A 23488-nucleotide genomic window follows, 5' to 3' on the forward strand; every position below is an offset into this window, starting at 1 on the left:
TCGCGCCTCACTAGGATTCCCGACATGACCCGAGTCCTCTCCGCCGTCGCCTGGCCCTACGCCAACGGTCCGCGCCACATCGGCCACGTCGCCGGTTTCGGCGTGCCCTCGGACGTGTTCAGCCGGTACATGCGGATGGCCGGCCACGATGTCCTGATGGTGTCGGGCACCGACGAGCACGGCACGCCGATCCTGATCGCCGCCGACGAGGCCGGCGTGACGCCGCAGGAGCTCGCCGACGAGAACCACCGGCTGATCGCCGAGGACCTGGCCGCGCTCGGGGTCTCCTACGACCTCTACACCCGCACCACGACCCGGAACCACACCGCGGTCGTGCAGGAGCTCTTCACCGGCGTCTTCAACAACGGCTACTTCCTCGAGCAGACCACGCACGGCGCCATCTCGCCGTCGACCGGCCGCACCCTGCCGGACCGCTACATCGAGGGCACCTGCCCGATCTGCGGGTACGACGGCGCGCGCGGCGACCAGTGCGACAACTGCGGCAACCAGCTCGACCCGGCCGACCTGAAGAACCCGCGCTCGAAGATCAACGGCGAGACCCCCGAGTTCATCGAGACCCAGCACTTCTTCCTCGACCTGCCGGCCCTGGCCGCGGCGCTCACCGTCTGGCTCGACGAGCGCGAGGCGAGCGGAACCTGGCGCCCGAACGTCATCAAGTTCAGCCAGAACATCCTCGAGGACATCCGTCCCCGGGCGATGACCCGCGACATCGACTGGGGCATCCCGATCCCGCTCGACGGGTGGCGGGAGAACCCCACCAAGCGGCTCTACGTCTGGTTCGACGCGGTGATCGGCTACCTGTCCGCGAGCATCGAGTGGGCCCGCCGCAGCGCCGCCTCCGGGGGCGACCCCGAGGCCTGGCGGCAGTGGTGGAACGACCCGGAGGCCCTGTCCTACTACTTCATGGGCAAGGACAACATCACCTTCCACAGCCAGATCTGGCCCGCCGAGCTGCTCGCGTACGCCGGCAAGGGCGACAAGGGCGGCGAGCCCGGCCCGTACGGCGTCCTGAACCTGCCGACCGAGGTCGTCTCCAGCGAGTTCCTGACCATGGAGGGGAAGAAGTTCTCCTCCTCCAAGCGCGTCGTGATCTACGTGCGCGACCTGCTCAGCCGCTACCAGCCGGACGCGTTCCGCTACTTCGTCGCGGCCGCGGGCCCGGAGAACCAGGACTCCGACTTCACCTGGGCCGAGTTCGTGCGCCGCACCAACGACGAGCTCGTCGCCGGCTGGGGCAACCTGGTCAACCGGACCGCGACCCTGATCAGCAAGAACTTCGAGGCGATCCCGCCCGCCGGCGACCTGACCGCCGAGGACCAGGCGCTCCTCGACGCGGTCGAGGCCGGCTTCGGCGCCGTCGGTGACCTGATCGCCAAGCACCGGCAGAAGGCGGCGATCGGCGAGGCGATGCGCCTGGTCGGCGAGGTCAACAAGTACGTCTCCGACACCGAGCCGTGGAAGCTCAAGGGCGAGGACCAGCGCGACCGGCTCGGCACCGTGCTGCACGTGGTAGCCCAGTGCGTCGCCGACCTCAACCTGATCCTGTCGCCGTTCCTGCCGTTCTCGGCGAACGCGGTGGACGCCGTCCTGGGCGGCTCGGGCGCGGTCCAGCCGATGCCCGGGATCGTCGAGGCCGACGACCTGGACGGCGGCGCGGGCTACCCGATCCTCACCGGCGACTACAGCGGTGTCCCGGCCTGGCAGCGCCACCCGGTCGTCGTCGGTACGCCGGTCGCCAAGCCGACCCCGGTGTTCACCAAGCTCGACCCGTCGGTGGTCGACGAGGAGCTCGACCGGCTGGGATCCCGGTAGGGGTCCCGACGGTCTCAGTAGTCGGTGACGAGCGCCTTGATCGACGGCAGCTGCGCGAGCGCGTTGACGGCCACCGAGAACGCGAAGTAGGCGACCGCCAGCGTCTCGTGGCCGCTGACCCAGAGGCCGGCCGAGGCGAGGGTGAAGACGAGCACCTTCACCACGGGCCGGACCCAGCGGCCGCCGTACCGGGCCTTGGGCGAGGCGAAGAGGAACCAGACCACCACCGTGACCAGCGCCGCCAGGACGGCGAGCCACGTCCCGCCCTTCCACTCGCCCCACGTCGCCGCCGCCGCGATGGCCAGCAGCTCGTCGACGAAGACGAGGAACAGCACGGCCCAACCGAAGATCGCCATGCCCAGACACTAGGGGTGTCCCCAGGGGCACGCACTAACCTTTCCCGGGTGTCCGCGATGCAGTTCCAGCCACCGATGCCGAAGCACGATCCGCCGATGCACCTGCCCGGCTTCTACGTGCGGCGCCGGTTCACGCTGTTCACCCACCGGTACGAGATCCGGGCCGTCGGCCCGGACGGCGGCCAGGGGGAGCTCATCGCGATCGGGCAGCGGAAGCGGCTCAGGCTCAAGGAGCAGGTGACGTTCTACGCCGACGAGGCGCGCACCCGGCGGGTGTTCTCGTTCAAGGCGCGCCAGGTGGTCGACGTGGCCGTCGGCTACGACGTCTTCGACGAGCGCGGTGACGCGATCGGCTACTTCCAGAAGGACTTCGGCCGGAGCCTGCTGCGCCCGACCTTCCGGTTGAGCGCGCCGTCCCTGAACGCGGTCGGCCAGGAGCGCAACGAGGTCGTCGCGCTGGCGCGCCGTTTCCTCTTCCTCCCGTTGGCCTACTTCATCGACTTCGGCGAGCGTGGCTTCCCCACGATGACCGTCGAACGCGAGTTCGCCCTGCTCGACCACTACACGGTCACCGTTCCGGACCGCCGCCTCGACTTCCGGGTCGCGGCCTCGATGACGGTGGCGCTGCGCCACCTGATGCGGTGGTGGTGACGTGGTGCTCCACCCGCAGGCGCGTGCCGCCGTCGCCGCTGCCGCCGACGACCTCCCGGTCACCGACCCGGCCTTCGACATCGCTGCCTCCCGCGCCGAGGCCCGGGCCGCGGCCGCCGCGGCCCCGCGCGAGGACGTCGCCGAGGTCCGCGACCTCGACGCCGGCGGCGTCCGCTGCCGGCTCTACCGCCCGGCCGGTGCGGACGCGCTGATCGTGCACCTGCACGGCGGCGGGTTCGTCTTCCACGACATCGACGTCCACGACGCCGCCGCCCGCCGGCTCGCCAACCGGTCCGGCCTGGCCGTGCTCAGCGTCGACTACCGCCGCCCGCCCGAGCACCGGTTCCCGGCGGCGCCGGACGACGTCGACACGGTGCTGGCGTGGCTCGCCGCCGAGGGTGCCGCGCACGACCTCGACCTGCCTCTCCTCGTCCACGGCGACAGCGCCGGCGGCAACCTGGCGCTGGTCGCGGCGCTGCGGAACCCGGGCCGGTTCGCCGGGGTCGCCCTGCTCTACCCGTTCCTCGACCCGGCGGCCGGGTTCGACTCCTACCGGACGGCCGCCGACGGCTTCGCCCCCGAGGAGGCGGCCTGGTACTGGGAGCAGTACGCCGCCCGCCCCGAGGACCTCACCGATCCCGACCTCGCACCACTGCTCAGCGACCGGCTCGGCACCCTGCCGCCGACGCTGGTGATGACCTCCGAGCACGACCCGCTGCGCGACGAGGGCGAGGAGCTGGCCCGGCTGCTCGCCGAGGCCGGCGTGACCGTGGTCGGCACCCGCTACCTCGGCCAGGTGCACGGCTTCTGGCGGCACCCGGACGTCTTCGACGCGGCCGAGCCGCTGACCCGGCAGGTGGCGGCCTTCTTCCAGCAGCACCGCCTGCGCCAGCGGCACGGCTGACCGGCCGGCGGCTACTGCAGTGCCGAGGTCAGCCGCATCACGTTGTCGACGTACCGGGTGCGGAACGGCCGCTGCTCCCACTCGGCCAGGGTCAGCTCGCGGGAGAGCTCCCGGTAGTGGTCCTCGACCGCGCGCATCCGCTCGACCACCGCGGTGCCGGTCATCATCATCGACACCTCGTAGTTGAGCGCGAAGGACCGCATGTCCATGTTGCTCGACCCGATCACCGCGACGTTGTCGTCGACGGTGAAGTGCTTGGAGTGCAGCACCAGCGGTGCCGGGTACATGTAGATCCGCACCCCGGCCTCCAGCAGCGCCCGGTAGTACGACGCCTGCGCGTGGCCGACCATGAACTGGTCGGACTCCTCGCTGACGAACAGCTCGATGTCGATCCCGCGCTGCGCGGCCGTGGTGACGGCGTACAGCAGCGACTCGTCGGGCACGAAGTACGGACTGGTGATCGAGACCCGCTCGTCGGCCGCGTAGATCAGCGTGTTGAACATCCGCAGGTTGTTCTCGGTGGAGAACCCGGGACCGCTCGGGACCACCTGGGCGCCGACGCCCGGCACCGGGTCCGGGAGCGGAGCCTCACCACCGGTGACCGGCTGCACGCCGAGCTGCTCGTCGGTCTCGAAGTACCAGTCCGAGGCGAAGGTGGCGTTGAGCTCGGCGACGACCGGTCCCTGCACCTCGACCATCAGCTCGACCCACTTCCGGCCGGCCTCGTGGTTCTTCGGCTTGTTGTAGCCGGGCTCGGTCATGTTCTGCGAGCCCATGAACGCGGTGCGCCCGTCGACGACCAGGATCTTGCGGTGGTTGCGCAGGTCGGGTCGCCGGAACCGGCGCTGCAGCGGCTTGATCGGCAGCATCGGGTGGAACTGGATCCTCGTGGCCTCCAGGCGCTTGACGAAGTCCTTGTAGCCGGGGATGCCGCGCGAGCCGAGGTGGTCGAAGAGGTAGCGGACCGCGACGCCGCGTTCGGTGGCCGCGACCAGCGAGCGGAACACGGGGTCGGTCATCTCGTCCCAGGCGCTGATGTAGAACTCGACGTTCACGTAGTCGGTCGCGGTGTCGATCGCCGCCGCCATCGCCCGCAGCGACTGCTCGTAGTCCTCGATCACCGCGACGGTGTTGTCCGACGTCATCGGCATCGTCCCGAGCTTCCGGTTCAGCACCGCGACGGTCCGCACCGACGGCGAGAGGCCGGCGAGGTCCTCGGGCATCGACTTCGTGGCCTCGGCGATCCGGTCGTTCACCGCCTGCTGCCGGGCGTGCCGCTTGCGGCCGACGGCGGTCGAGCCGAAGAAGAAGAAGAACACGATGCCGAGCAGCGGTGCCAGCAGGACCACCAGCAGCCACGCCATCCCGGAGGAGGGGCGCCGGTTGCCCGGGATGACACCGAGGGCGGCCACCTTCGCGGTGAAGCTGGCCAGGAGGATCAGCGCGCCCAGCAAGGTGAAGTCGGTGGTGGTGTCGCCGGTGATGCTCACGGGCTGCTGCCTTTCGCCGGCTCTCCGGAGGAGAGGTCCTGCGATCGTAGGGCGCGCCGTCCTCCGTAAGCGAGGGTCCACGCGGGTGGTGCTGCGATGATGGCCGGATCCGGCTAGTGCTGAGGAGGTGGGTCCGATGACGCGGGAACGCCACGGCATCGCCAAGATCACGGGCGTGGTGACCGAGAAGGTCATCGAGACGATCGACCCGGACACCATCCTCGAGCAGATCGACATCAACGCGCTCCTCGAACGCGTCGACATCAACGCGCTGCTCGACCGGATCGACGTCGACGACCTGCTCGGCCGGATCGACATCGACCAGCTGCTCGGCCGTGCCGACATCGAAGGCCTGGTCAAGCGCTCCGGCATCCCGGACATCGTCGCGGCGAGCACCGGCCGGTTCGCGGGGTCCGCGATCGACCTCGCCCGGCGCCAGCTCGTCGTGATCGACCTGCTGCTCGGGAAGGTCGTCGACGGCGTCTTCGGCCGGCACCCGCGGGTCTGGTCGCACGCCCCGGCGCGCTACCGCCACGAGGAGCCGTCGTTCTCCTCCGAGGGCCGGCTCCAGGTCACCGGCCGGTACGCCGGCCCGGTCAGCCGGCTCCTCGCCGTGGTCGTGGACGTCTGGCTGATGATCGCGGCGGCGACGGTCTTCCTGGCCGGGCTGGACTACCTGCTGAGCACCCTCTTCGACTACCACCTGAACGTCCAGGCGAGCAACCCGTGGTGGATCGCGCTGGGCGTGGTGAGCGCGTTCTCCTACGTCTTCCTCTGCGTCGAGATCGCCGGCCGCACGCCCGGCAAGGCGCTGGTCGGCCTCCGGGTGGTCTCCTGGGACGGCTCGCCGATCGGAATCCAGTCCGCGTTCTGGCGGACGCTGATCCTGCCGTTCAGCATCCTGCTGCTCGGGCTCGGCTGCCTGCTGATCATCGTGCAGAAGGACCGCCGCGCCCTGCACGACCTGATCGCCCGGACCGCGGTCGTCTACGACTGGCCGCCGCGGCAGGTCGACCTGCCGCCGGGGTTGTCCAAGTCGCTCGTCGAGGCCGCGTCCAAGCCGTAGGCCCAGCCTCGATATCCTCGGCGCCATGCGCGTCCACCTGGGTTCCGACCACGCCGGCCTCGAGCTGAAGGACCACCTCCTCGGGTGGCTCCGGGAGAACGGGCACGAGCCCGTCGACCACGGCCCGTTCGTCTACGACGCGCTCGACGACTACCCGGTGTTCTGCCTCCGGGCCGCCGAGGGCGTCGTGAAGGACCCCGGCAGCGCCGGCATCGTGATCGGTGGCTCCGGCAACGGCGAGCAGATGGCGGCCAACAAGGTCGCGGGCATCCGCGCCGCGCTCGTGTGGAGCAAGGAGACCGCGTCGCTGGCCCGCGAGCACAACGACGCGAACGTGATCTCGCTCGGGGGCCGGATGCACACCATCGAGGAGCTCACCGGCTTCATCGAGGTGTTCCTGGGCACCCCGTTCACGCACGACGAGCGCCACGTGCGCCGGATCGGGATGATGTCGTCGTACGAGACGACCGGGGCCCTGCCGCCGCTGCCCGAGTCCGCGCAGGGGCTCGGCCCGGATGCCTGAGGGGCACACCCTCTTCCGCCTGGCCCGTGACCTCGACGCCGCCTTCGTGGGCGGCCCGGTGCGGGTGAGCTCACCGCACGGCCGGTTCGCCGGCGACGCCGCGGTCGTCGACGGCCACGTGCTGCTCGGGGCCGAGTCGGCCGGCAAGCACCTGTTCCTCGAGTTCGAGGGCGACTGGTTCATCCACGTGCACCTCGGACTGATCGGGAAGTTCGACCTGTACCCGGCGCCGCCGCCGGCGGAGACGGTCGGACAGGTCCGGCTGCGGCTCCTCGACGCGACCACGTACGCCGACCTGCGCGGCGCCACCCAGTGCGACCTGATCGGCGTCGAGCGGCGCGACGCCATCCTCGGGCAGCTGGGTGCGGACCCGCTGCGGCCCGCCGACGTACCGGCCGGCGACCCGGAGCGTGCCTGGGGGCGGATCTCGCGGAGCCACCGCCCGATCGGGGACCTGCTGATGGACCAGGCGGTCGTCGCCGGCGTCGGCAACGTGTACCGCGCCGAGATCCTCTTCCGGCACCGGATCCACCCGCTGCGCCCCGGGCGGACGCTGCGCCGGGCGCAGTTCCAGGCGATGTGGGACGACCTCCGCGAGCTGATGGAGTACGGCGTCGAGACCGGCCGGATCGACACGGTCCGTGCGGAGCACACCCCGGAGGCGATGGGCCGGGAGCCGCGCAAGGACGACCACGGCGGCGAGGTGTACGTCTACCGCCGGACGGCGCAGCCGTGCCTGGTCTGCGGGGCGAAGGTCCGCACCGAGGTGCTGGTCGGGCGCAACCTCTTCTGGTGCCCGCGCTGCCAGCCGGTGTTCCGATCGCGGGCGGCCGGCTAGAGCCCCGTCGGCTCGTCGGTGGTGAAGTCGCGCACGCCGATCTTGCGCGCGGGGATCCCGAACATCACGGCGCTCTCGGGGACGTCCTTGGTGACGAGCGTGTGCGCGCCGACCAGGGCGTTGTCGCCGATGTGGACCTCGCCGACGATGACCGCGTGCGCACCGATGGTGACGTTGTCGCCGATCCGCGCGAACTTCTGGTCCGGGGTGAACCCGGCCATCCGGGGGTCGGGGTAGCGGGCGCCGCAGGTGACGCCGCCGGCGAAGGTCACGTTGGACCCGATCACCAGGTCGAAGCCGATGCAGACCCCCGAGGGGTGCGGCATCATGAATCCGGGCCCGATCCGGGGACCCGGCGACAGGTCCGCGCCGAGCATGATCGTCGCCACCGTGCGCAGCATCCGGGCCAGGCGGCTGGGGCCGCGGCGGCTGAGCGCCTGCTGTGCCCGGATGATGACCGACGCGATCATGCCGGGGTCGGTGGAGCACACGGCCAGCACCCGCAGCCACCCGCGGGCGCCCTCGCCGCGGTAGCGGGCGAGGTCGGAGAAGACCAGCTCGCGGAACGGCGAGTCGGCGTCCAGGGGAGCGGCCGACTTCGACGACCGGGCGTTCGTGAGCATGCGGAAGAAGATAGACCACCGGTCGTGCCGCCGGTCCGAAACGGCCAGGTCGCCCGCACGATGGGCAGCGGGAGGGCGACGGTCCAGTGCATGATGTTCCCGTGGTGGGACATCGGGAACGCGCCTGCGGGGCCTCTGCCTGCACTCCGGCGGGGAGCGGGTCGCGTGGCTGAGACGTCCTGGTCCGCGGTACGGCGACCGCTGGACCGGTTCTCGGAGTGGCGGATGCGCCTGCGCCGACGCATGGTCGATTCCGACCGCCCGGCACTGGTGGCGCTGGTGCTGCTCGCCATCGCGATCACCATCGGCGGCATCCTCAACGTCGACGTGGTGCCGCAGGTCGCGATGCTGGTCCCGATCTTCCTGGCGACCCTCTGGCTCGGCCCGCGGACGCTGCCGTGGTTCGTCGTGTTCTGCCTGGCCTGCGTCGTGGTGCTGCTGGCGGCCCAGCCGACGATCAGCACCCGCACCATCTCCCGGGTGGTGATCACTTTCGGGATCGCCTTCCTGGTGATGGTCACGTCCTTCCGCCGTGCCCGCCTCGGCGTCGCCGGACCGCGTGGTGAGTCGATGTTCGTCGACCTGCGCGACCGGATCGCCAACCAGGGCACGATCCCGGCGCTGCCGTCGGAGTGGCTGGTCGAGTCGGCCACCCGGTCCGCCGGCGGAACCTCCTTCGGCGGCGACTTCCTCGTCGCCAGCCGGGCCACCGACGGGTCGACCGTGGAGCTGATCGTGGTCGACGTCTCCGGCAAGGGCATCGAGGCCGGTACCCGCTCCCTGCTGCTCTCCGGCGCCTTCGGCGGGCTGGCCTCGGCGGTCCCGCCGGCCGAGTTCCTGACCGCCGCGAACGAGTACCTGCTCCGCCAGGACTGGGACGAAGGGTTCGCGAGCGCCGTACACCTGCACCTGCGGCTGTGCACCGGGGAGTTCGAGCTCCGGAAGGCCGGTCACCCGCCGGCGATCTGGCTGCACGCCGGCTCCGGGCGCTGGACCACGCTGGACTCCGACGGCCCCGTGCTCGGCCTGATCCCGGACACCGATTTCGAGGTCGTGACCGGCACGCTGATGCCGGGTGACGCGCTGCTGATGTACACCGACGGCCTGGTCGAGACGTCCAGCCGCGACATCGGCAGCGGCATCGACAAGCTGGCCGGGCTCGGCCAGGTGCTCTTCGCCCAGGGCTTCGAGGGTTCCGCCCAGCACCTCATCGACCGCCTCGCCACCGGCAACGACGACGGCGCGGTGGTGATGGTCCACCGGCGCACGCTGGTGGGGGAGGCGTGAGCCTGGGCGACGCGCCCGTCTCGGTCGTCGCTTCCTCCCAGCGACCGTAGGACAGTGGTCCTACCTGACGAGAGGGGACCGCGATGGGATCGAACGCAGGCAACGCCGGTGCGAGCGGCGCGCTCTACGGCCTCGGCATCTTCGGCGCACTGTTCTGGTTCTGGGGCCAGGCGGACGGCTTCTGGGAGCACATCTGGTCGATCTTCCAGGCGTTCTTCTGGCCGGCCTGGATGGTCTACCAGGCGTTCGAGGCGCTGTACCGCTGAGGCAAGTCGTGTGCCCGACGACGCGGTCGGGCGCGTCCTGAGGCACACGACCCGAAGTGTGGAGGGGATGACGGGAATCGAACCCGCGTAATCAGTTTGGAAGACTGGGGCTCTACCATTGAGCTACATCCCCGTGGTCACGTCGAGGCTTCTCCGTGGCCGGCACACAGGATGCCACAGCTTCCAACCGCACTGCATGTCGGCATTCCTCTAGACTGCGTTTCCGGCCCGCAGGGCGGGCCGGAAACGGGGCGTAGCGTAGTGGCTAGCGCGCCTGCTTTGGGAGCAGGAGACCGCAGGTTCGAGTCCTGTCGCCCCGACCGAACGGACGAGGGAGTCGCCGCATGATCACGGTCGACCCCGACACCCAGACGCCGCCGTACGAGCAGATCCGGGCTCAGGTCGTCGCGCACGTCGATTCCGGGGAGCTGCAGCCGGGGGACCGGCTGCCGACGGTGCGCCGGCTGGCCGAGGACCTCGGGGTCGCGGCGAACACGGTGGCGCGGGCGTACCGGGAGCTGGAGCAGTCCGGCGTCATCGAGACCCGCGGGCGGGCCGGCAGCTTCGTGACCGGGGACCAGGTCGAGCGGAAGGCGAAAGAGGCGGCGGCGACGTACCTGGCGCAGGTGACCGCGCTCGGGCTGACTCCCGCCGACGCGGTCGCGCTGGTGCGGCACCTGGAGCAGCATCCCGTCCGCTCCTCCTGATTTCGGGTGGGTGTGCCGGAGGAAGTAGGCTGACACGTCGGTGACGCGCGCCCTCGTGGCTTCGAGTGAGCCCGAGAGTGAACGCAGAGTGAGCGCGCCGACCGCACCGAGACAACCGCACCAAGGAGAACACCTGTGAAGAGCGCCGTCGAGACGCTGAACCCGACCCGGGCCAAGATCACCGTCGAGGTTCCGTTCGAAGAGCTGAAGCCCAGCCTGGACGCGGCCTACCAGCGGATCGCCAAGCAGGTGAACATCCCCGGGTTCCGCAAGGGCAAGGTCCCGCCGCCGGTCATCGACCGCCAGGTCGGCCGTGGCGCCGTCCTCGACGAGGCGATCAACGACGCGCTGCCGAAGCTCTACGTCCAGGCGCTGCAGGACAACGACCTGACGCCGCTGGCGCAGCCGGAGATCGACATCACCAAGTTCGAGGACAACGAGACCCTCGAGTTCACCGCCGAGGTCGACATCCGCCCGGAGATCACCGTCCCGGCGTACGACGACCTCGCGGTCACCGTCGACGACATCAAGGTCACCGACGAGGACATCACCGAGCAGGTCGAGGCCCTCCGCGAGCGCTTCGCCACCCTGAACGACGTCGAGCGCGCCGCGCAGGACGGCGACATCGTCTCGATCGACCTCAAGGCCACCAAGGACGGCGAGGACGTCGAGGGCGGCGAGGTCAACGGGTACTCGTACAAGGTCGGTTCCGGCGACATGCTCGAGGGCGTCGACGAGGCGCTCCGCGGCCTGTCCGCCGGCGAGGAGAAGTCCTTCGTCAGCCAGCTGCTCGGCGGCGACCTGGCCGGCCAGGACGTCGACGTCCTGGTGAAGGTCAACAACGTCAAGGAGCAGGAGCTCCCGGCGTTCGACGACGAGTTCGCCCAGACCGCCTCGGAGTTCGACACCGCCGACGAGCTGCGCGAGGACGTCGCGACCCGCCTGGAGCGCGGCAAGCGCCTCGAGCAGGCCGCCGCCGCCCGTGACGCCGTCCTGGAGAAGCTGCTCGACGCCGCCGAGATCCCGCTCCCGGAGGCGACCGTCACCAGTGAGCTCGCCCAGCGCAAGTCCGAGGTCGAGCAGCAGCTGCTCTACTCGGGCATGACGATGGAGCAGTACCTCGACAACGAGAAGCAGACCGTCGACGAGTTCGAGGCCGACCTGGAGAAGCGGGTCCGCGACGCGATGGCCGCGCAGTTCCTGCTCGACGAGGTCGCCAAGACCGAGGAGCTCGGTGTCGAGCAGCAGGAGCTCTCCCAGCACCTGTTCCGCCGTGCGCAGCAGTCGGGCCAGAACCCCGACGAGTTCATGAAGCACATGGTGGAGCACAACCACATCCCGGAGATGGTGGCCGAGGTCGTGCGCGGCAAGGCGCTGGCCCTGATCGTCGAGTCCGCGAAGGTCACCGACGAGTCCGGCAACCACGTCGAGCTCAAGCTCCTCCGCCCGGACGGCACCATCGGCGAGCTCGAGGCCGAGGTCGTCGAGGAGGCCACCGAGGGCCCCGAGGCCCCCGAGGCCACCGAGGGCGACGAGGCCTGAGCCCAGCAGCACCCGGAACGCCCGGCCACCGCGAGGTGGCCGGGCGTTCTGCCTTCTCCGGTGTGGGGGAGCGCACGCCAAGTGAGTGCACACTCGTTCACTGAATGTGGTTGACTGCCGCCATGACGCGACGGGCCACCCCCGCAGGCGCCGGGGTCCTCGAGGCCGCGGCCCTGGCGACCGAGCACCTCGACCACCTCGTCCTCGGAGCCGTCCGCGACGTGCACGTCTCCGTCTCCGACCGGGTCCACGCCGTCCTCGACCGCGTCACCGGCCGGCCGACGGTCCCGCACCGGATCCACGACGGCATCGCCGCCGGGGTGTACGCCGGCCTCGGGATCGGCATGCGCGCCGCGGCGCGGGGCCTCCGGCACGCCGACCGGCTCGGCGTCGGCCCCGCGATCGAGGACGGTCCGCGCGGCCGGTTCGTCGTCTCGGCGGTCAACGGGCTGATCGGCGACCGGCTGGTCGCGGACGGCTCGGCGCTCGCCATCGAGATCGGCGTACGCCGCGACGGACGGGACGTCCCGCTGACCCCGGACGGCCTCGCCGCCGCCTACCCGGACGCGAGCGACGCGCTCGTCGTCTTCCTGCACGGGCTCTGTGAGACCGAGGCCTACTGGGACCGCCGCAGCCGGCCCCGGCGGGAGGACGGGACCGGGGCCGCGCCGTACGGCGCCCGGCTCGCCGAGGACGAGGGCTGGACGCCGGTCTACGTCCGCGCCAACACCGGGCTGACGGTCGCCGAGACCGGGGTCGCGCTCAGCGCGCTGCTGCGGAGCCTGGTCGACGGCTGGCCGACCGAGGTGCGCCGGATCGCCCTGGTCGGGCACTCGATGGGCGGCCTGATCGCGCGAGCCGCGCTGGCCGTCACCCTGGACGACGACCAGCCGTGGACCGCGCTGGTCACCGACGTGGTCACGCTGGGCACCCCGCACACCGGGTCGCCGGTCGAGCGCGGCATCGCCCGCGGGGTCCGGCTCGCCGGGCGCGTCCCGGAGACGGCCCCGTTCGCCCGGATCTTCGAGCAGCGCTCCGCCGGCGTCCTCGACCTGCACGACGGGATGCCCGACGACGTGCAGGCGGTCCCGCACGCGCGCTACCGCCTGGTCGCGGCGACGCTGTCGCGCTCCGCGCGGCACCCGGTCGCGGCCACGGTCGGGGACTACCTGGTCCAGTACCGCTCGGCCGCCGGTCTGCTGCCGAACGGCGAGGAGCTGTTCCCGGGCGCCGACGTGCTCCACATCCCGAACGCCCACCACTTCGACCTGCTGAACCACGAAGATGTGTACCGGGCGCTCCGCACCTGGCTCGCGCGCCCCTAGATCCCCCGACCCGACGGAGACCAGCATGACCGAGACCGCAGCCCGGGAGCTCCGGGCCGAGACCACCATCGCGGCGCCCCCGGCGGAGGTCTGGGCCGCGCTCAGCGACTTCAGCCGGATGCCCGAGTGGAGCCCCGAGCTGGTCCGGATGCTGCCGCTCAAGCGCGGCGGGCTGAAGGTCGGCCAGCAGTACCTCGGCATCAACCGCCGCAAGGCAGTGGTCTGGCCCACCCGCAGCGTCGTCGCCGTCCTCGAGCCGGGGGAGGCGCTGGCCTGGGACACCCGGTCCAGCGGCGCCCGGTGGATCTACGAGCTGGCCGCCGACGGCGACGGCACCCGGGTGGTCCACCGCCGCCCGGTCCCGGGGGACCTGACCGTGATGAGCAAGCTGTTCGCGCCGCTGTTCCTCGGCGGGAACGACGACCACGCCGACGAGCTCGAGGCCGGGATGGCGCAGACGCTCGCGCGGCTCAAGGCGAGCCTCGAAGGCTGACCGGCCGCACCGCCGAGTCCGCCCTGGGTGCGCTCTGGGTCCGCTCTGAGTCCGCTCTGGGCGAACACGGCCGGTTTGCCCGTGGAATTGGCGGGACCGCCGTCTAGGGTCTTGGACGTGAACGAGATTCCCGGTCCCCAGATGAACGGTGGCGGCGCGTCCTACGGACTCGACGACCACATCTACCAGCGGCTGCTCCGTGAACGGATCGTCTTCCTCGGCTCCGAGGTGCGTGACCAGAACGCCAACGCGATCTGCGCGCAGCTCCTGCTCCTCTCCGCGGAGGACCCGGAGGCCGACATCTTCCTGCACATCAACAGCCCGGGTGGCTCGGTGGACGCGGGCATGGCGATCTACGACACCATGAACTACATCCCCAACGACGTCGCGACCGTCGGCATGGGCCTGGCCGCCTCGATGGGCCAGTTCCTGCTCTGCGCCGGCGCGAAGGGCAAGCGCTACGCGCTCCCGCACGCGCGGATCATGATGCACCAGCCGTCCGGCGGCATGGGCGGCTCGGCCTCGGACATCAAGATCCAGGCGCAGCAGTCGCTGCACATCAAGAAGGTGCTCCTCGACCTGATCGCGCACCACACCGGTCAGGCGATCGACCAGGTCGAGCAGGACGCCGACCGCGACCGCTGGTTCACCGCTCCGGAGGCCAAGGACTACGGCTTCATCGACCAGGTGATCACCAGCGCCCGCGAAGCCGCCGACGAGGGCCGTCCGGCCCGGAACAAGGACTGAGCATGAACTACTACATCCCTCAGTGGGAGGAGCGGACGTCGTACGGCTTCCGCCGGATCGACCCGTACGCGAAGCTCTTCGAGGACCGGATCATCTTCCTCGGCACGCCGATCAGCGACGACATCGCCAACGCGGTGATGGCCCAGCTGCTGTGCCTGGAGTCGATGGACCCGCAGCGCGACATCTCGATCTACATCAACTCGCCCGGCGGCTCGTTCACCGCGATGACGGCGATCTACGACACGATGAAGTTCATCCAGCCGGACGTCCAGACGGTCTGCCTGGGCCAGGCGGCCTCGGCCGCGGCGATCCTGCTCGCGGCCGGTACGCCGGGCAAGCGGATGGCGCTGCCGAACAGCCGGATCCTGATCCACCAGCCCTACACCGAGGGCACCTACGGGCAGTCCTCGGACATCGAGATCCAGGCCAACGAGATCCTCCGGATGCGCGAGCTGCTGGAGATCATGATCGCCGAGCACAGCGGCAAGACGGTCGAGGAGGTCAGCCGCGACATCGAGCGCGACAAGATCCTCACGGCCGACGGCGCGGTGGAGTACGGACTGATCGACGCGATCCTGGAGTCGCGCAAGGCGGCCGCGCTCGTCTGAGCGCGGCCTCGGAAATCTGGCCGTGTCCCGCCGCAAAGATCCACGCGGCGAGGTACCGTCGGAACGAGCGATGCCGATCATTCGTCGGCACTGATGAGGGGAGACGTCGCCCGTGGCACGCATTGGGGACGGGGGTGACCTGCTGAAGTGCTCTTTCTGCGGGAAGAGCCAGAAGCAGGTCAAGAAGCTGATCGCCGGACCCGGCGTGTACATCTGCGACGAGTGCATCGACCTCTGCAACGAGATCATCGAGGAAGAGCTCAACGAGACCAACGAGGTCGGCCTCGAGGAGCTGCCGAAGCCCCGTGAGATCTTCGAGTTCCTGAACTCCTACGTCATCGGCCAGGAGCAGGCGAAGAAGTCGCTCGCGGTCGCGGTCTACAACCACTACAAGCGGGTGCAGGCCGGCGTCACCGCGGGCGCCTCGAAGAGCAAGGACGAAGCCGTCGAGGTGGCGAAGTCCAACATCCTCGTCATGGGCCCGACGGGCTGCGGCAAGACCTACCTCGCCCAGACCCTCGCCCGGATGCTCAACGTCCCCTTCGCGATCGCCGACGCGACCGCGCTCACCGAGGCCGGCTACGTCGGCGAGGACGTCGAGAACATCCTGCTCAAGCTGATCCAGGCCGCCGACTACGACGTCAAGAAGGCCGAGACCGGCATCATCTACATCGACGAGATCGACAAGGTGGCCCGGAAGGCCGAGAACCCGTCGATCACGCGCGACGTGTCCGGCGAGGGCGTCCAGCAGGCGCTGCTCAAGATCCTCGAGGGCACCACCGCCTCGGTCCCGCCGCAGGGCGGCCGCAAGCACCCGCACCAGGAGTTCATCCAGATCGACACGACGAACATCCTGTTCATCGTGGGCGGCGCGTTCGCCGGCCTGGAGCACATCGTGGAGCAGCGGGTCGGCAAGAAGACGCTCGGGTTCACCGCCGAGATGCGCGCTTCCAAGGAGGCCGAGGCGGACGAGATGTTCGCCCAGGTGCGTCCCGAGGACCTGGTGAAGTTCGGGCTGATCCCCGAGTTCATCGGCCGGCTGCCGCTGATCGCGAGCGTCAACAAGCTCGACAACCCGGCCCTGGTGCAGATCCTGACCGAACCGCGCAACGCGCTCATCAAGCAGTACCAGAAGCTGTTCGAGCTCGACGGTGTCGAGCTGGAGTTCACCGAGGACGCCATCACCGCGATCGCCGACAAGGCGATGGAGCGGGGGACCGGTGCCCGTGGCCTGCGCGCCATCATCGAGGAGGTCCTCCTCAACGTGATGTACGAGGTCCCGTCCCGCGAGGACATCGCGAAGGTCGTCGTGACCGGCGAGGTCGTCGCCGACAACGTGAACCCGACCCTGGTGGTCCGGGAGCCCGAGGCGAAGAAGAAGAAGTCCGCCTGACGAAGGCCTGGTGGGGCACCCGGCGGAAGTTCGGGAACCCGTCCGTGTCGAAAGGCACGTTCGGGTACGGACGAATAGTTCCAAAGGGCCATGTCGGACACCCGGAGTTCCGTTAGGGTCTCCGTGGACGCCCAGGAACGGGTGTCCACCAGGAGGCTGCACCTCGCAGCCGGAGCTCGGGAGCAGGGTTGCAGATCAACCGGACCAGGCCGATCATGGCCTTCATCCTCGTAGCCGTCGTGTGCGGCTTCGTGATCGCTGCAGGCCTGCGCGCGAGTGCTCTCACCGTCGTGGTCAGCGGTCGCTCACCCGCGTCCTTCGGGGCGTCCTCCGGCGCCGTTCTCGGTCCGGTCCTGCGTCTGCGCGAGGACGGCTCCACGACCATCGAGACGGTCCCGCTGCTGAGCGGCGACCAGGGCCGGTCGACGACCAGCCGCCCGGTGTCGGACGCGGACACCGCCACTGGCGGTCAGCACACCGCGACCGTCGCGGTGCATCACGCCAGCGCGACGAGCAAGCCGACCACCGCTGCCGGCGCGACTGTCGCGAAGCCGGTCGTCCCGGCGACGCCCCCCACCCCGACCCCGACCACCAGCACCCCGCGCCCCGGCAGCGGCGGCACGAGCAGCCCGACGGTCGCCAAGCCGACCACCGGTTCCGGTAGCGGCAGCGACGTGACGCCTGGCACTGACGGCCGGGGCCGCCACGGCCACGGCCACGGCGGGGGCCAGGGCAAGGGGCACGGCGCGGACAAGGCCCGCGCCCGCGACCAGGTCGCCACGCCGAGCAGCAGCCCGGCCGCGAGCGGCTCTGACGACTCGCGCGGCAACGGCAACGGCAAGGGTCCTGAGAAGGGTCAGGACAAGGCTCAGAACAAGGCCGACCAGGGCAAGGGCCACGGCAACGGCCACGGCCACGGCAAGGGCAACGCCCGCCACCGCCACCGCTGAGCCGAACCGCTCAGGCCTCCTCGACCGGAGCCAGCTCGGCGGTCACCGTCAGCTCGGTCGCCGCGTCGTCCGCGACGAGCACCAGCTCGCCGACGACCTTGCCGACCTTCCGCAGGTCCTCGGCCGCGGCACCCGCCGCCTCGACGAGCGCCGCGGGGCCGGAGATCTCGACCCGGGACAGCTCGGCGCGCATCGACACCTTCGCCTGCGACTTCGCGCCGCGGATCCCGCCGAGCGCGGTCGCGACGGCGGTGAGCACGGCAGGGTCGCCCTCGCCGGCGGCCGAGAGCTCCGCCGGGGTCGGCCAGGTCGCGTGGTGGACCGAACCGCCACCGGCGGACGGCCACCAGGACCAGACCTCCTCGGTCACGTACGGCAGGAACGGGGCCAGCAGCCGGAGCTGGGCGTGCAGTGCGGTCGCGAGGGTGGCCTTCGCCGACTCGGTGGCCGGACCGCCCTCCTCGGCGTACGCGCGCTCCTTGACCAGCTCCAGGTAGTCGTCGCAGAACTCCCAGAAGAACTTCTCGATGACCTCGAGCGCCGTGGTGTAGTCGTAGTCGTCGAACGCCTGCGTCGCCCGGGTGATCGTGCCGGCCAGCCCGGCCAGCAGCGCCCGGTCGACCGGCTCGGTGACCGCGGCCGCGTCGACCGTGGTCGCGCCGACGCCGCCGAGGACGAACTTCGAGGCGTTCAGGACCTTCATCGCCAGCCGGCGGCCGACCTTCATCTGCGCCTCGTCGAACGGCGAGTCCAGACCCGGGCGGGCCATCGCCGCGCGCCAGCGGACCGCGTCGGCGCCGAACTTGTCCAGGATCTCGGTCGGGACGACCACGTTGCCCTTGGACTTCGACATCTTCTTGCGGTCCGGGTCCATCACGAAGCCGGACAGCATCGCGTGCGTCCACGGAAGCACGTGGTTCTCGTGGTGCGCCCGGACGACACGGCTGAACAGCCAGGTCCGGATGATGTCGTGGGCCTGCGTGCACAGGTCCATCGGGAAGGTGCGCGCGAACAGGTCCGGGTCCGACTCCCAGCCGCAGGCCAGCTGCGGGGTGAGCGAGGAGGTGGCCCAGGTGTCCATCACGTCGGGGTCGCCGATGAAGCCGCCGGCCCGACCGCGCTGCGCCTCGTCGTACCCGGCCGGGGCGTCGGTCGACGGGTCGACCGGCAGGGCGTCCTCGGTGGGGATCAACGGGTGCTCGTAGTCCGGCTCTCCGTCGGCGTCGAGCGGGTACCAGACCGGGAACGGGATGCCGAAGAAGCGCTGCCGCGAGACCAGCCAGTCGCCGTTCAGGCCGCCGACCCAGTTGTCGTACCGGTGCTTCATGTGGGCCGGGATCCAGGTGATCCCCGCGCCGTCCTCGATCAGGTCGGCCCGGAGCTCGGCGTCGCGGCCGCCGTTGCGGATGTACCACTGCCGGGTCGCGACGATCTCCAGCGGCTTGTCGCCCTTCTCGAAGAAGTTCGTCATCCGCTGGGTCGGCTTCGGCTCGCCGTCGAGGTCGCCGGACTCGCGCAGCTTGGCCACCATCTCCTCGCGCGCGCTGAAGGTGGTCTTGCCGGCCAGGTCGGCGTACGCGGAGGCGGCGGGCTCGGAGGCCAGCCACTCCGGGGTCTCCCGGTGCAGCCGGCCGTCACGGCCGATCACGGTCCGGACCGGGAGCTGGAGCTCGCGCCACCACTGGACGTCGGTGAGGTCGCCGAAGGTGCAGCACATCGCGATGCCGGCGCCCTTGTCCGGCTCGGCCGCCTCGTGCGCGAGGACCGGGATCTCGACGCCGAAGACCGGCGAGGTGACGGTCTTGCCGAAGAGCGGCTGGTAGCGCTCGTCGTCCGGGTGGGCGATCAGCGCGACCACGGCCGGGATCAGCTCGGGTCGGGTCGTCTCGATGTGGATCGGGGTGCCGTCGCCGCCGTCGGTCGGCACCGTGTGGAAGGCGACCCGGTGGTAGGCGCCCGGGTACTCGCGCGCCTCGAGCTCGGCCTGCGCGACCGCGGTCTGGAAGGTCACGTCCCACAGCGTCGGCGCTTCCTGCAGGTACGCCTCGCCGCGCGCGAAGTTGCGCAGGAACGCCCGCTGGCTGACGGTCTGGGCGTCCTTGCCGATCGTGGTGTACGTCGTCGACCAGTCCACCGACAGGCCGAGGGTGCGCCACAGCGACTCGAAGACCTTCTCGTCCTCCTCGACGAGCTCCTCGCACAGGGCGATGAAGTTCGGCCGCGAGATCGGGACCTGCTTCTTCGGGTCAGGCTTCGCCGGCGGGGTGAAGTCGGGGTCGAACGGCAGCGACGGGTCGCAGCGGACGCCGTAGTAGTTCTGCACCCGGCGCTCGGTCGGCAGGCCGTTGTCGTCCCAGCCCATCGGGTAGAAGACCGACTTCCCGCGCATCCGCTGGTAGCGGGCGATCAGGTCGGTGTGGGTGTAGGAGAAGACGTGGCCGACGTGCAGGCTGCCGGAGACGGTCGGCGGGGGAGTGTCGATCGAGTAGACGTTCTCGCGCGGCTGGGTGCGGTCGAACTTGTAGGTCTCCTCGCTCTTCCAGCGCTCCGCCCAGGTGCCCTCCAGGCCCTCCAGCGCGGGCTTGTCCGGTACGACGACCGCCGCGGGCGCTGCGGTCGTCGGGGCGTCGGACAGGTGCTGGGTGTCGGTCATGGGCGCAATGCTACGGAAGTGCTCGGGGACCTCGAAAACCAGTTCTGACCTGCGAACCCCGTCTCCTAGGCTCGCGGGGTGGATCACCTGCTCGAGTTCTTCGACGACCCGCACGACTTCCTCGCCGCGGCCGAGCCGTTGCTCGCCGCGGAGCCGGTCCGGTGCACGGTGGTCGCCTCGGTCACGGCCCGGTTCGCGCGCGGGGACGACACCCGGCCGGACGGCGCCCCGGCGCCCTGGTGGGTCGTCGTCCGGGACCAGGACGGCCAGCCGGTCGGGGCCGCGATGCGGACGGCACCGCTGCCCCCGCACCCGCCGTACCTGCTCGCGATGCCGGACGGGGCCGCGCGCCTCCTGGCGCGCACGCTGCACGACCGGGGCGAGAGCGTGGCCGTGGTGAACGGTTACGTGCCGACGATCGACGTCTTCGCCGCGGAGACGATCAGGCTGTCCGGCGGCACCGCCTCCGAGACCGAGCGCACCAGCCTCTACGAGGTGACCGACCTGGTCGAGCCGCCCACCGTGGCCGGACGGCTGCGGATCGCCCGCGAGGACGAGGTGGACCTCGTCCAGGGCTGGTTCGACGCCTTCGGCCCGGACGCCTCGGAGCAGGCCGGCCGGGTGGACCCGCACCCGCAGATCGAGACCCGGGAGAGCACCCGGGCCCGGATCCTCGCGGGCGACGTGTGGCTCTGGGACGACGAGGACGGCGTGCCGGTCGCGGTGACGGCGTACAACCCGCCAAGCTTCGGGGTAGCCCGGGTGGGGCCGGTCTACACGCCCCAGGAGCACCGCGGCCGTGGATACGCGGCCGCCGGGGTGGCCGCGATCACGCGACGCCTCCTCGACGAGGGCGCCCGCGTGTGCCTCTTCGCCGACGAGCAGAATCCCACGTCCACCGGGGTGTACCGCCGGCTCGGCTACCGCCCGCTGGCGGTCACCGGCGGCGTGCAGATCGGATCCGGAGGGTGAGGAGGTCGCGCAGCGACCGTCTCGAAACCTAGACCTCGAGCGGGTCCAGCACCGCGTGGTCGCCGAGCGTCCCGCTCAGGGCTCGCACCTGGTCGTCGGCGTCGCCGAGCCAGCGGGCCAGCAGCGTCAGCCGGGAGGTGTACCAGCCGACCGCGTACTCGGCCGTGACGCCGATGCCGCCGTGCAGCTGGATCGCTTCCTGCCCGATCCTGCGCGCGGCGCGGGCGGTCTGGAGCTTCGCCCGGACGGCCGCGTCGGTCAGCGCCGCGAGGTCGTCGGTCGCGGCGGCGACCATCGTCGCCCAGGTGACCAGCGAGCGGGTCAGCTCCAGGTCGGTATACATGTCGGCGGCACGGAAGGTGAGCGCCTGGAAGCGGTTCAGCGTGACCCCGAACTGCTGCCGGGTGGTCAGGTAGGCGGTGGTCATCGCCAGCGCGGTGTCCATCGCGCCGAGAGCCTCGTGGCACGCGGCGATCCGCGCCAGGGCGGTCGCGCGGGCGATCGCCTCGGACGCGTCCCCACCGGCGCCCAGGGGCGTCGCCGCGGCACGGTCGAAGACGAGCCGGGCGGCCCGGCCGCCGTCGTTCGTGGCGAACGCGACCGCGTCCGCCGGCCGCGGCGCCACGAACAGCTCGTCGCCGACGTGCCAGATGATCGTGTCCGCCTGCGCGCCCTGGAGGACCACCTCGTCGACGCCTTCCTCGCCGTGCGCGTGGGCGTAGGCGAGCAGGTGCTCGCCGGAGGAAAGCCCACCGAGCAGCTCCGCCCGCTGGTCGTCACTGCCGGCCGCGGCCACCAGGCCGCCGGCGAGCGCGACCGCGGCGACGTACGGCTCGGGTGCCAGCACCCGGCCGATCTCCTCGGCGACGAGAGCCACCTCGACGGGCCCGGCGCCCATGCCGCCGTCGGCCTCGGCGAACGGCAGGCCGAGCAGGCCCATCTCGGCCAGCCGGCCCCACAGCGCGGTGTCGAAGCCCGGGTCGGTCGCAGTGACCTGCCGGCGCCGCTCGGCGTCGACGCTCGGGTCGTAGCCCTTGAGCAGCCCGCGGACCGCGTCCCGCAGCGCGGCCTGCTCCTCGTCCAGCGTGAAGTCCATGTGCTCTGCTCCTAGAGTCCGAGGATCGTGCCGGCGATGATCTGGCGCTGGATCTCGTTGGACCCGCCGTAGATCGACGCCTTCCGGAGGTTCAGGTACGTCGGGGTGGCCAGCGTCGCCCACCCGGGCGCCGTCTCCGAGCCGACGGCGAAGGACAGCTCGCCGGCCAGGTCGACCTGGAGCTCGGAGACCGCCTGCTGCAGCTCGGTGCCCTTGAGCTTGAGGATCGAGGACGCCGGGTGCGGCTTGCCGTCCGAGGAGTTCGCGACCACCCGCAGGGCGGTCAGCTCCAGGGCGAGGAGCTCGTTCTCGAGCTCGACGAACCGGGCCGCCAGCAGCGGGTCCTCCAGCCGTCCCTGCTCGCGGGCGATCTCCTTGACCGAGGCCAGCACCCGCTTGGTGGCCCCGACCGGAGCGACGCCGACCCGCTCGTTGCCGAGCAGGAACTTCGCCTGCGTCCAGCCCTGGTTGACCTCGCCGACCAGGTTCTCGCCCGGGACCCGGACGTTGTCGAAGAAGACCTCGTTGACCTCGTAGCCGCCGTCGATCATCTGGATCGGGCGCAGCGTCACGCCGGGGGAGTCCATCGGGAAGAGCAGCATCGAGATGCCGGCCTGCTTCTTCACCTCGGGGTCGGTCCGGGCCAGGCAGAAGATCCAGTCGGCGTGCTGGCCGAGCGTCGTCCAGGTCTTCTGCCCGTTCACGATCCAGTCGTCGCCGTCACGCTCGGCGCGGGTGGAGAGCGAAGCCAGGTCGGAGCCGGAGTTCGGCTCCGAGAAGCCCTGGCACCACCAGATGTCCAGGTTCGCGGTCGCCGGCAGGAACCGCTCCTTCATCTCTTGGGAGCCGAAGTGCGCGATCACCGGGCCGATCATGCTGGCGTTGAACGCCAGCGGCGGCGGGACGCAGGCCAGCTGCATCTCCTCGTGCCACAGGTGCTTCTGCAGCGGGGTCCAGTCGCGTCCGCCCCACTCCACCGGCCAGTTCGGGACGGCGAGGCCGGCCGCGTTCATGACCCGCATGCAGGTCACGTAGTCGTCCTTGCCGATGTGCCGGCCCGCGGCGATCGTGTCGCGGACGTGCTGGGGGATCTCGGTGGTGAAGAAGGTCCGCATCTCCTCGCGGAACGCGGTCTCCTCCTCGGTGAGTCGAAGCCTCATGCGGC

At 70.9% G+C, this 23488-nt stretch carries 23 protein-coding genes and 2 tRNA genes; 18 read left to right on the forward strand and 7 right to left on the reverse strand.

Features of this window, described 5'->3' with window-relative positions:
* Positions 1 to 24: 24 nt before the first annotated feature.
* On the forward strand, positions 25 to 1833 hold the full coding sequence (metG, locus tag AB4Y76_RS09275; RefSeq protein ID WP_441924441.1) for a methionine--tRNA ligase: 1809 nt from the start codon (positions 25 to 27) through the stop codon (positions 1831 to 1833).
* 14 nt (positions 1834 to 1847) lie between these two features.
* Here the strand turns inward: metG and AB4Y76_RS09280 are convergent, their stop codons facing one another.
* Entirely contained in the window at positions 1848 to 2189 is a 342-nt protein-coding gene (locus AB4Y76_RS09280; RefSeq protein WP_441924443.1) for a DUF2568 domain-containing protein, read from the reverse strand.
* 57 nt (positions 2190 to 2246) lie between these two features.
* On the opposite strand from AB4Y76_RS09280, the gene AB4Y76_RS09285 reads away from it, so the two are divergent.
* Both AB4Y76_RS09285 and AB4Y76_RS09290 read left to right on the forward strand, forming a co-directional pair.
* A complete protein-coding gene (locus AB4Y76_RS09285) occupies positions 2247 to 2840 on the forward strand; it encodes a hypothetical protein (RefSeq protein WP_441924729.1) in 594 nt (197 codons plus the stop codon).
* A 1-nt stretch (position 2841) separates the two neighbouring features.
* Entirely contained in the window at positions 2842 to 3744 is a 903-nt protein-coding gene (locus AB4Y76_RS09290; RefSeq protein WP_441924445.1) for an alpha/beta hydrolase, read from the forward strand.
* Between the two features lie 11 nt (positions 3745 to 3755).
* Here AB4Y76_RS09290 and cls read toward each other — a convergent pair whose 3' ends face one another.
* Positions 3756 to 5234: a cardiolipin synthase gene (gene cls / locus AB4Y76_RS09295; RefSeq protein WP_441924447.1), complete on the reverse strand. Its 1479-nt coding sequence runs from the start codon at positions 5232 to 5234 to the stop codon at positions 3756 to 3758.
* A 136-nt stretch (positions 5235 to 5370) separates the two neighbouring features.
* On the opposite strand from cls, the gene AB4Y76_RS09300 reads away from it, so the two are divergent.
* The 3 genes from AB4Y76_RS09300 to AB4Y76_RS09310 are packed head-to-tail and all read left to right on the forward strand — an operon-like array spanning position 5371 to position 7661.
* On the forward strand, positions 5371 to 6300 hold the full coding sequence (locus tag AB4Y76_RS09300; RefSeq protein WP_441924449.1) for an RDD family protein: 930 nt from the start codon (positions 5371 to 5373) through the stop codon (positions 6298 to 6300).
* Between the two features lie 25 nt (positions 6301 to 6325).
* Positions 6326 to 6823 (forward strand): ribose-5-phosphate isomerase, encoded by a 498-nt coding sequence (locus AB4Y76_RS09305; protein WP_441924451.1) that lies wholly within the window; start codon positions 6326 to 6328, stop codon positions 6821 to 6823.
* Positions 6816 to 7661: an Fpg/Nei family DNA glycosylase gene (locus tag AB4Y76_RS09310; RefSeq protein WP_441924453.1), complete on the forward strand. Its 846-nt coding sequence runs from the start codon at positions 6816 to 6818 to the stop codon at positions 7659 to 7661. The genes AB4Y76_RS09305 and AB4Y76_RS09310 overlap by 8 nt, the downstream gene beginning before the upstream one ends.
* Here AB4Y76_RS09310 and AB4Y76_RS09315 read toward each other — a convergent pair.
* Positions 7658 to 8284, reverse strand: a complete 627-nt coding sequence (locus tag AB4Y76_RS09315; RefSeq protein WP_441924455.1) for a serine O-acetyltransferase — start codon at positions 8282 to 8284, stop codon at positions 7658 to 7660. The genes AB4Y76_RS09310 and AB4Y76_RS09315 overlap by 4 nt on opposite strands.
* Positions 8285 to 8449: 165 nt before the next feature.
* On the opposite strand from AB4Y76_RS09315, the gene AB4Y76_RS09320 reads away from it, so the two are divergent.
* Both AB4Y76_RS09320 and AB4Y76_RS09325 read left to right on the forward strand, forming a co-directional pair.
* Positions 8450 to 9571, forward strand: a complete 1122-nt coding sequence (locus AB4Y76_RS09320) for a PP2C family protein-serine/threonine phosphatase (protein ID WP_441924457.1) — start codon at positions 8450 to 8452, stop codon at positions 9569 to 9571.
* An 83-nt stretch (positions 9572 to 9654) separates the two neighbouring features.
* Positions 9655 to 9837 (forward strand): hypothetical protein, encoded by a 183-nt coding sequence (locus AB4Y76_RS09325; RefSeq protein ID WP_441924459.1) that lies wholly within the window; start codon positions 9655 to 9657, stop codon positions 9835 to 9837.
* Positions 9838 to 9896: 59 nt separating this feature from the next.
* On the opposite strand, the gene AB4Y76_RS09330 is transcribed toward AB4Y76_RS09325, so the two are convergent.
* Positions 9897 to 9970 (reverse strand) — tRNA-Gly (locus AB4Y76_RS09330).
* A gap of 114 nt (positions 9971 to 10084) precedes the next feature.
* Between AB4Y76_RS09330 and AB4Y76_RS09335 the strand changes: the two genes are divergently transcribed.
* From AB4Y76_RS09335 to AB4Y76_RS09375, 9 genes are all read left to right on the forward strand, one after another.
* Positions 10085 to 10157 (forward strand) — tRNA-Pro (locus AB4Y76_RS09335).
* A gap of 24 nt (positions 10158 to 10181) precedes the next feature.
* Positions 10182 to 10544 (forward strand): GntR family transcriptional regulator, encoded by a 363-nt coding sequence (locus AB4Y76_RS09340; RefSeq protein ID WP_441924461.1) that lies wholly within the window; start codon positions 10182 to 10184, stop codon positions 10542 to 10544.
* A gap of 135 nt (positions 10545 to 10679) precedes the next feature.
* The gene (tig, locus tag AB4Y76_RS09345) at positions 10680 to 12086 is read left to right on the forward strand and encodes a trigger factor (protein WP_441924463.1); all 1407 of its coding nucleotides are present in this window, start codon (positions 10680 to 10682) and stop codon (positions 12084 to 12086) included.
* A 122-nt stretch (positions 12087 to 12208) separates the two neighbouring features.
* Positions 12209 to 13411, forward strand: a complete 1203-nt coding sequence (locus AB4Y76_RS09350) for an esterase/lipase family protein (protein ID WP_441924465.1) — start codon at positions 12209 to 12211, stop codon at positions 13409 to 13411.
* A 25-nt stretch (positions 13412 to 13436) separates the two neighbouring features.
* Positions 13437 to 13904 (forward strand): SRPBCC family protein, encoded by a 468-nt coding sequence (locus AB4Y76_RS09355; protein WP_441924467.1) that lies wholly within the window; start codon positions 13437 to 13439, stop codon positions 13902 to 13904.
* A gap of 141 nt (positions 13905 to 14045) precedes the next feature.
* Positions 14046 to 14651: an ATP-dependent Clp protease proteolytic subunit gene (locus tag AB4Y76_RS09360; protein WP_441924731.1), complete on the forward strand. Its 606-nt coding sequence runs from the start codon at positions 14046 to 14048 to the stop codon at positions 14649 to 14651.
* Positions 14652 to 14653: 2 nt separating this feature from the next.
* The gene (locus AB4Y76_RS09365; protein ID WP_441924469.1) at positions 14654 to 15259 is read left to right on the forward strand and encodes an ATP-dependent Clp protease proteolytic subunit; all 606 of its coding nucleotides are present in this window, start codon (positions 14654 to 14656) and stop codon (positions 15257 to 15259) included.
* A 112-nt stretch (positions 15260 to 15371) separates the two neighbouring features.
* Positions 15372 to 16652, forward strand: a complete 1281-nt coding sequence (gene clpX / locus AB4Y76_RS09370; RefSeq protein WP_441924471.1) for an ATP-dependent Clp protease ATP-binding subunit ClpX — start codon at positions 15372 to 15374, stop codon at positions 16650 to 16652.
* Positions 16653 to 16867: 215 nt separating this feature from the next.
* Entirely contained in the window at positions 16868 to 17602 is a 735-nt protein-coding gene (locus tag AB4Y76_RS09375; RefSeq protein WP_441924473.1) for a hypothetical protein, read from the forward strand.
* 10 nt (positions 17603 to 17612) lie between these two features.
* Here the strand turns inward: AB4Y76_RS09375 and valS are convergent, their stop codons facing one another.
* Complete coding sequence (gene valS, locus AB4Y76_RS09380) at positions 17613 to 20255, reverse strand: valine--tRNA ligase (RefSeq protein WP_441924475.1); 2643 nt, start codon at positions 20253 to 20255, stop codon at positions 17613 to 17615.
* Between the two features lie 78 nt (positions 20256 to 20333).
* Between valS and AB4Y76_RS09385 the strand changes: the two genes are divergently transcribed.
* Positions 20334 to 21227, forward strand: coding sequence for a GNAT family N-acetyltransferase (locus AB4Y76_RS09385; RefSeq protein ID WP_441924477.1), 894 nt, complete (start codon positions 20334 to 20336; stop codon positions 21225 to 21227).
* A gap of 28 nt (positions 21228 to 21255) precedes the next feature.
* Here the strand turns inward: AB4Y76_RS09385 and AB4Y76_RS09390 are convergent, their stop codons facing one another.
* Positions 21256 to 22323, reverse strand: a complete 1068-nt coding sequence (locus tag AB4Y76_RS09390) for an acyl-CoA dehydrogenase family protein (protein ID WP_441924479.1) — start codon at positions 22321 to 22323, stop codon at positions 21256 to 21258.
* A gap of 11 nt (positions 22324 to 22334) precedes the next feature.
* Entirely contained in the window at positions 22335 to 23483 is a 1149-nt protein-coding gene (locus AB4Y76_RS09395; protein ID WP_441924481.1) for an acyl-CoA dehydrogenase family protein, read from the reverse strand.
* Positions 23484 to 23488 lie beyond the last annotated feature (5 nt).

Origin of the sequence: Marmoricola sp. RAF53 (assembly GCF_052114005.1) — a bacterium.
Classification (GTDB): domain Bacteria; phylum Actinomycetota; class Actinomycetes; order Propionibacteriales; family Nocardioidaceae; genus Marmoricola.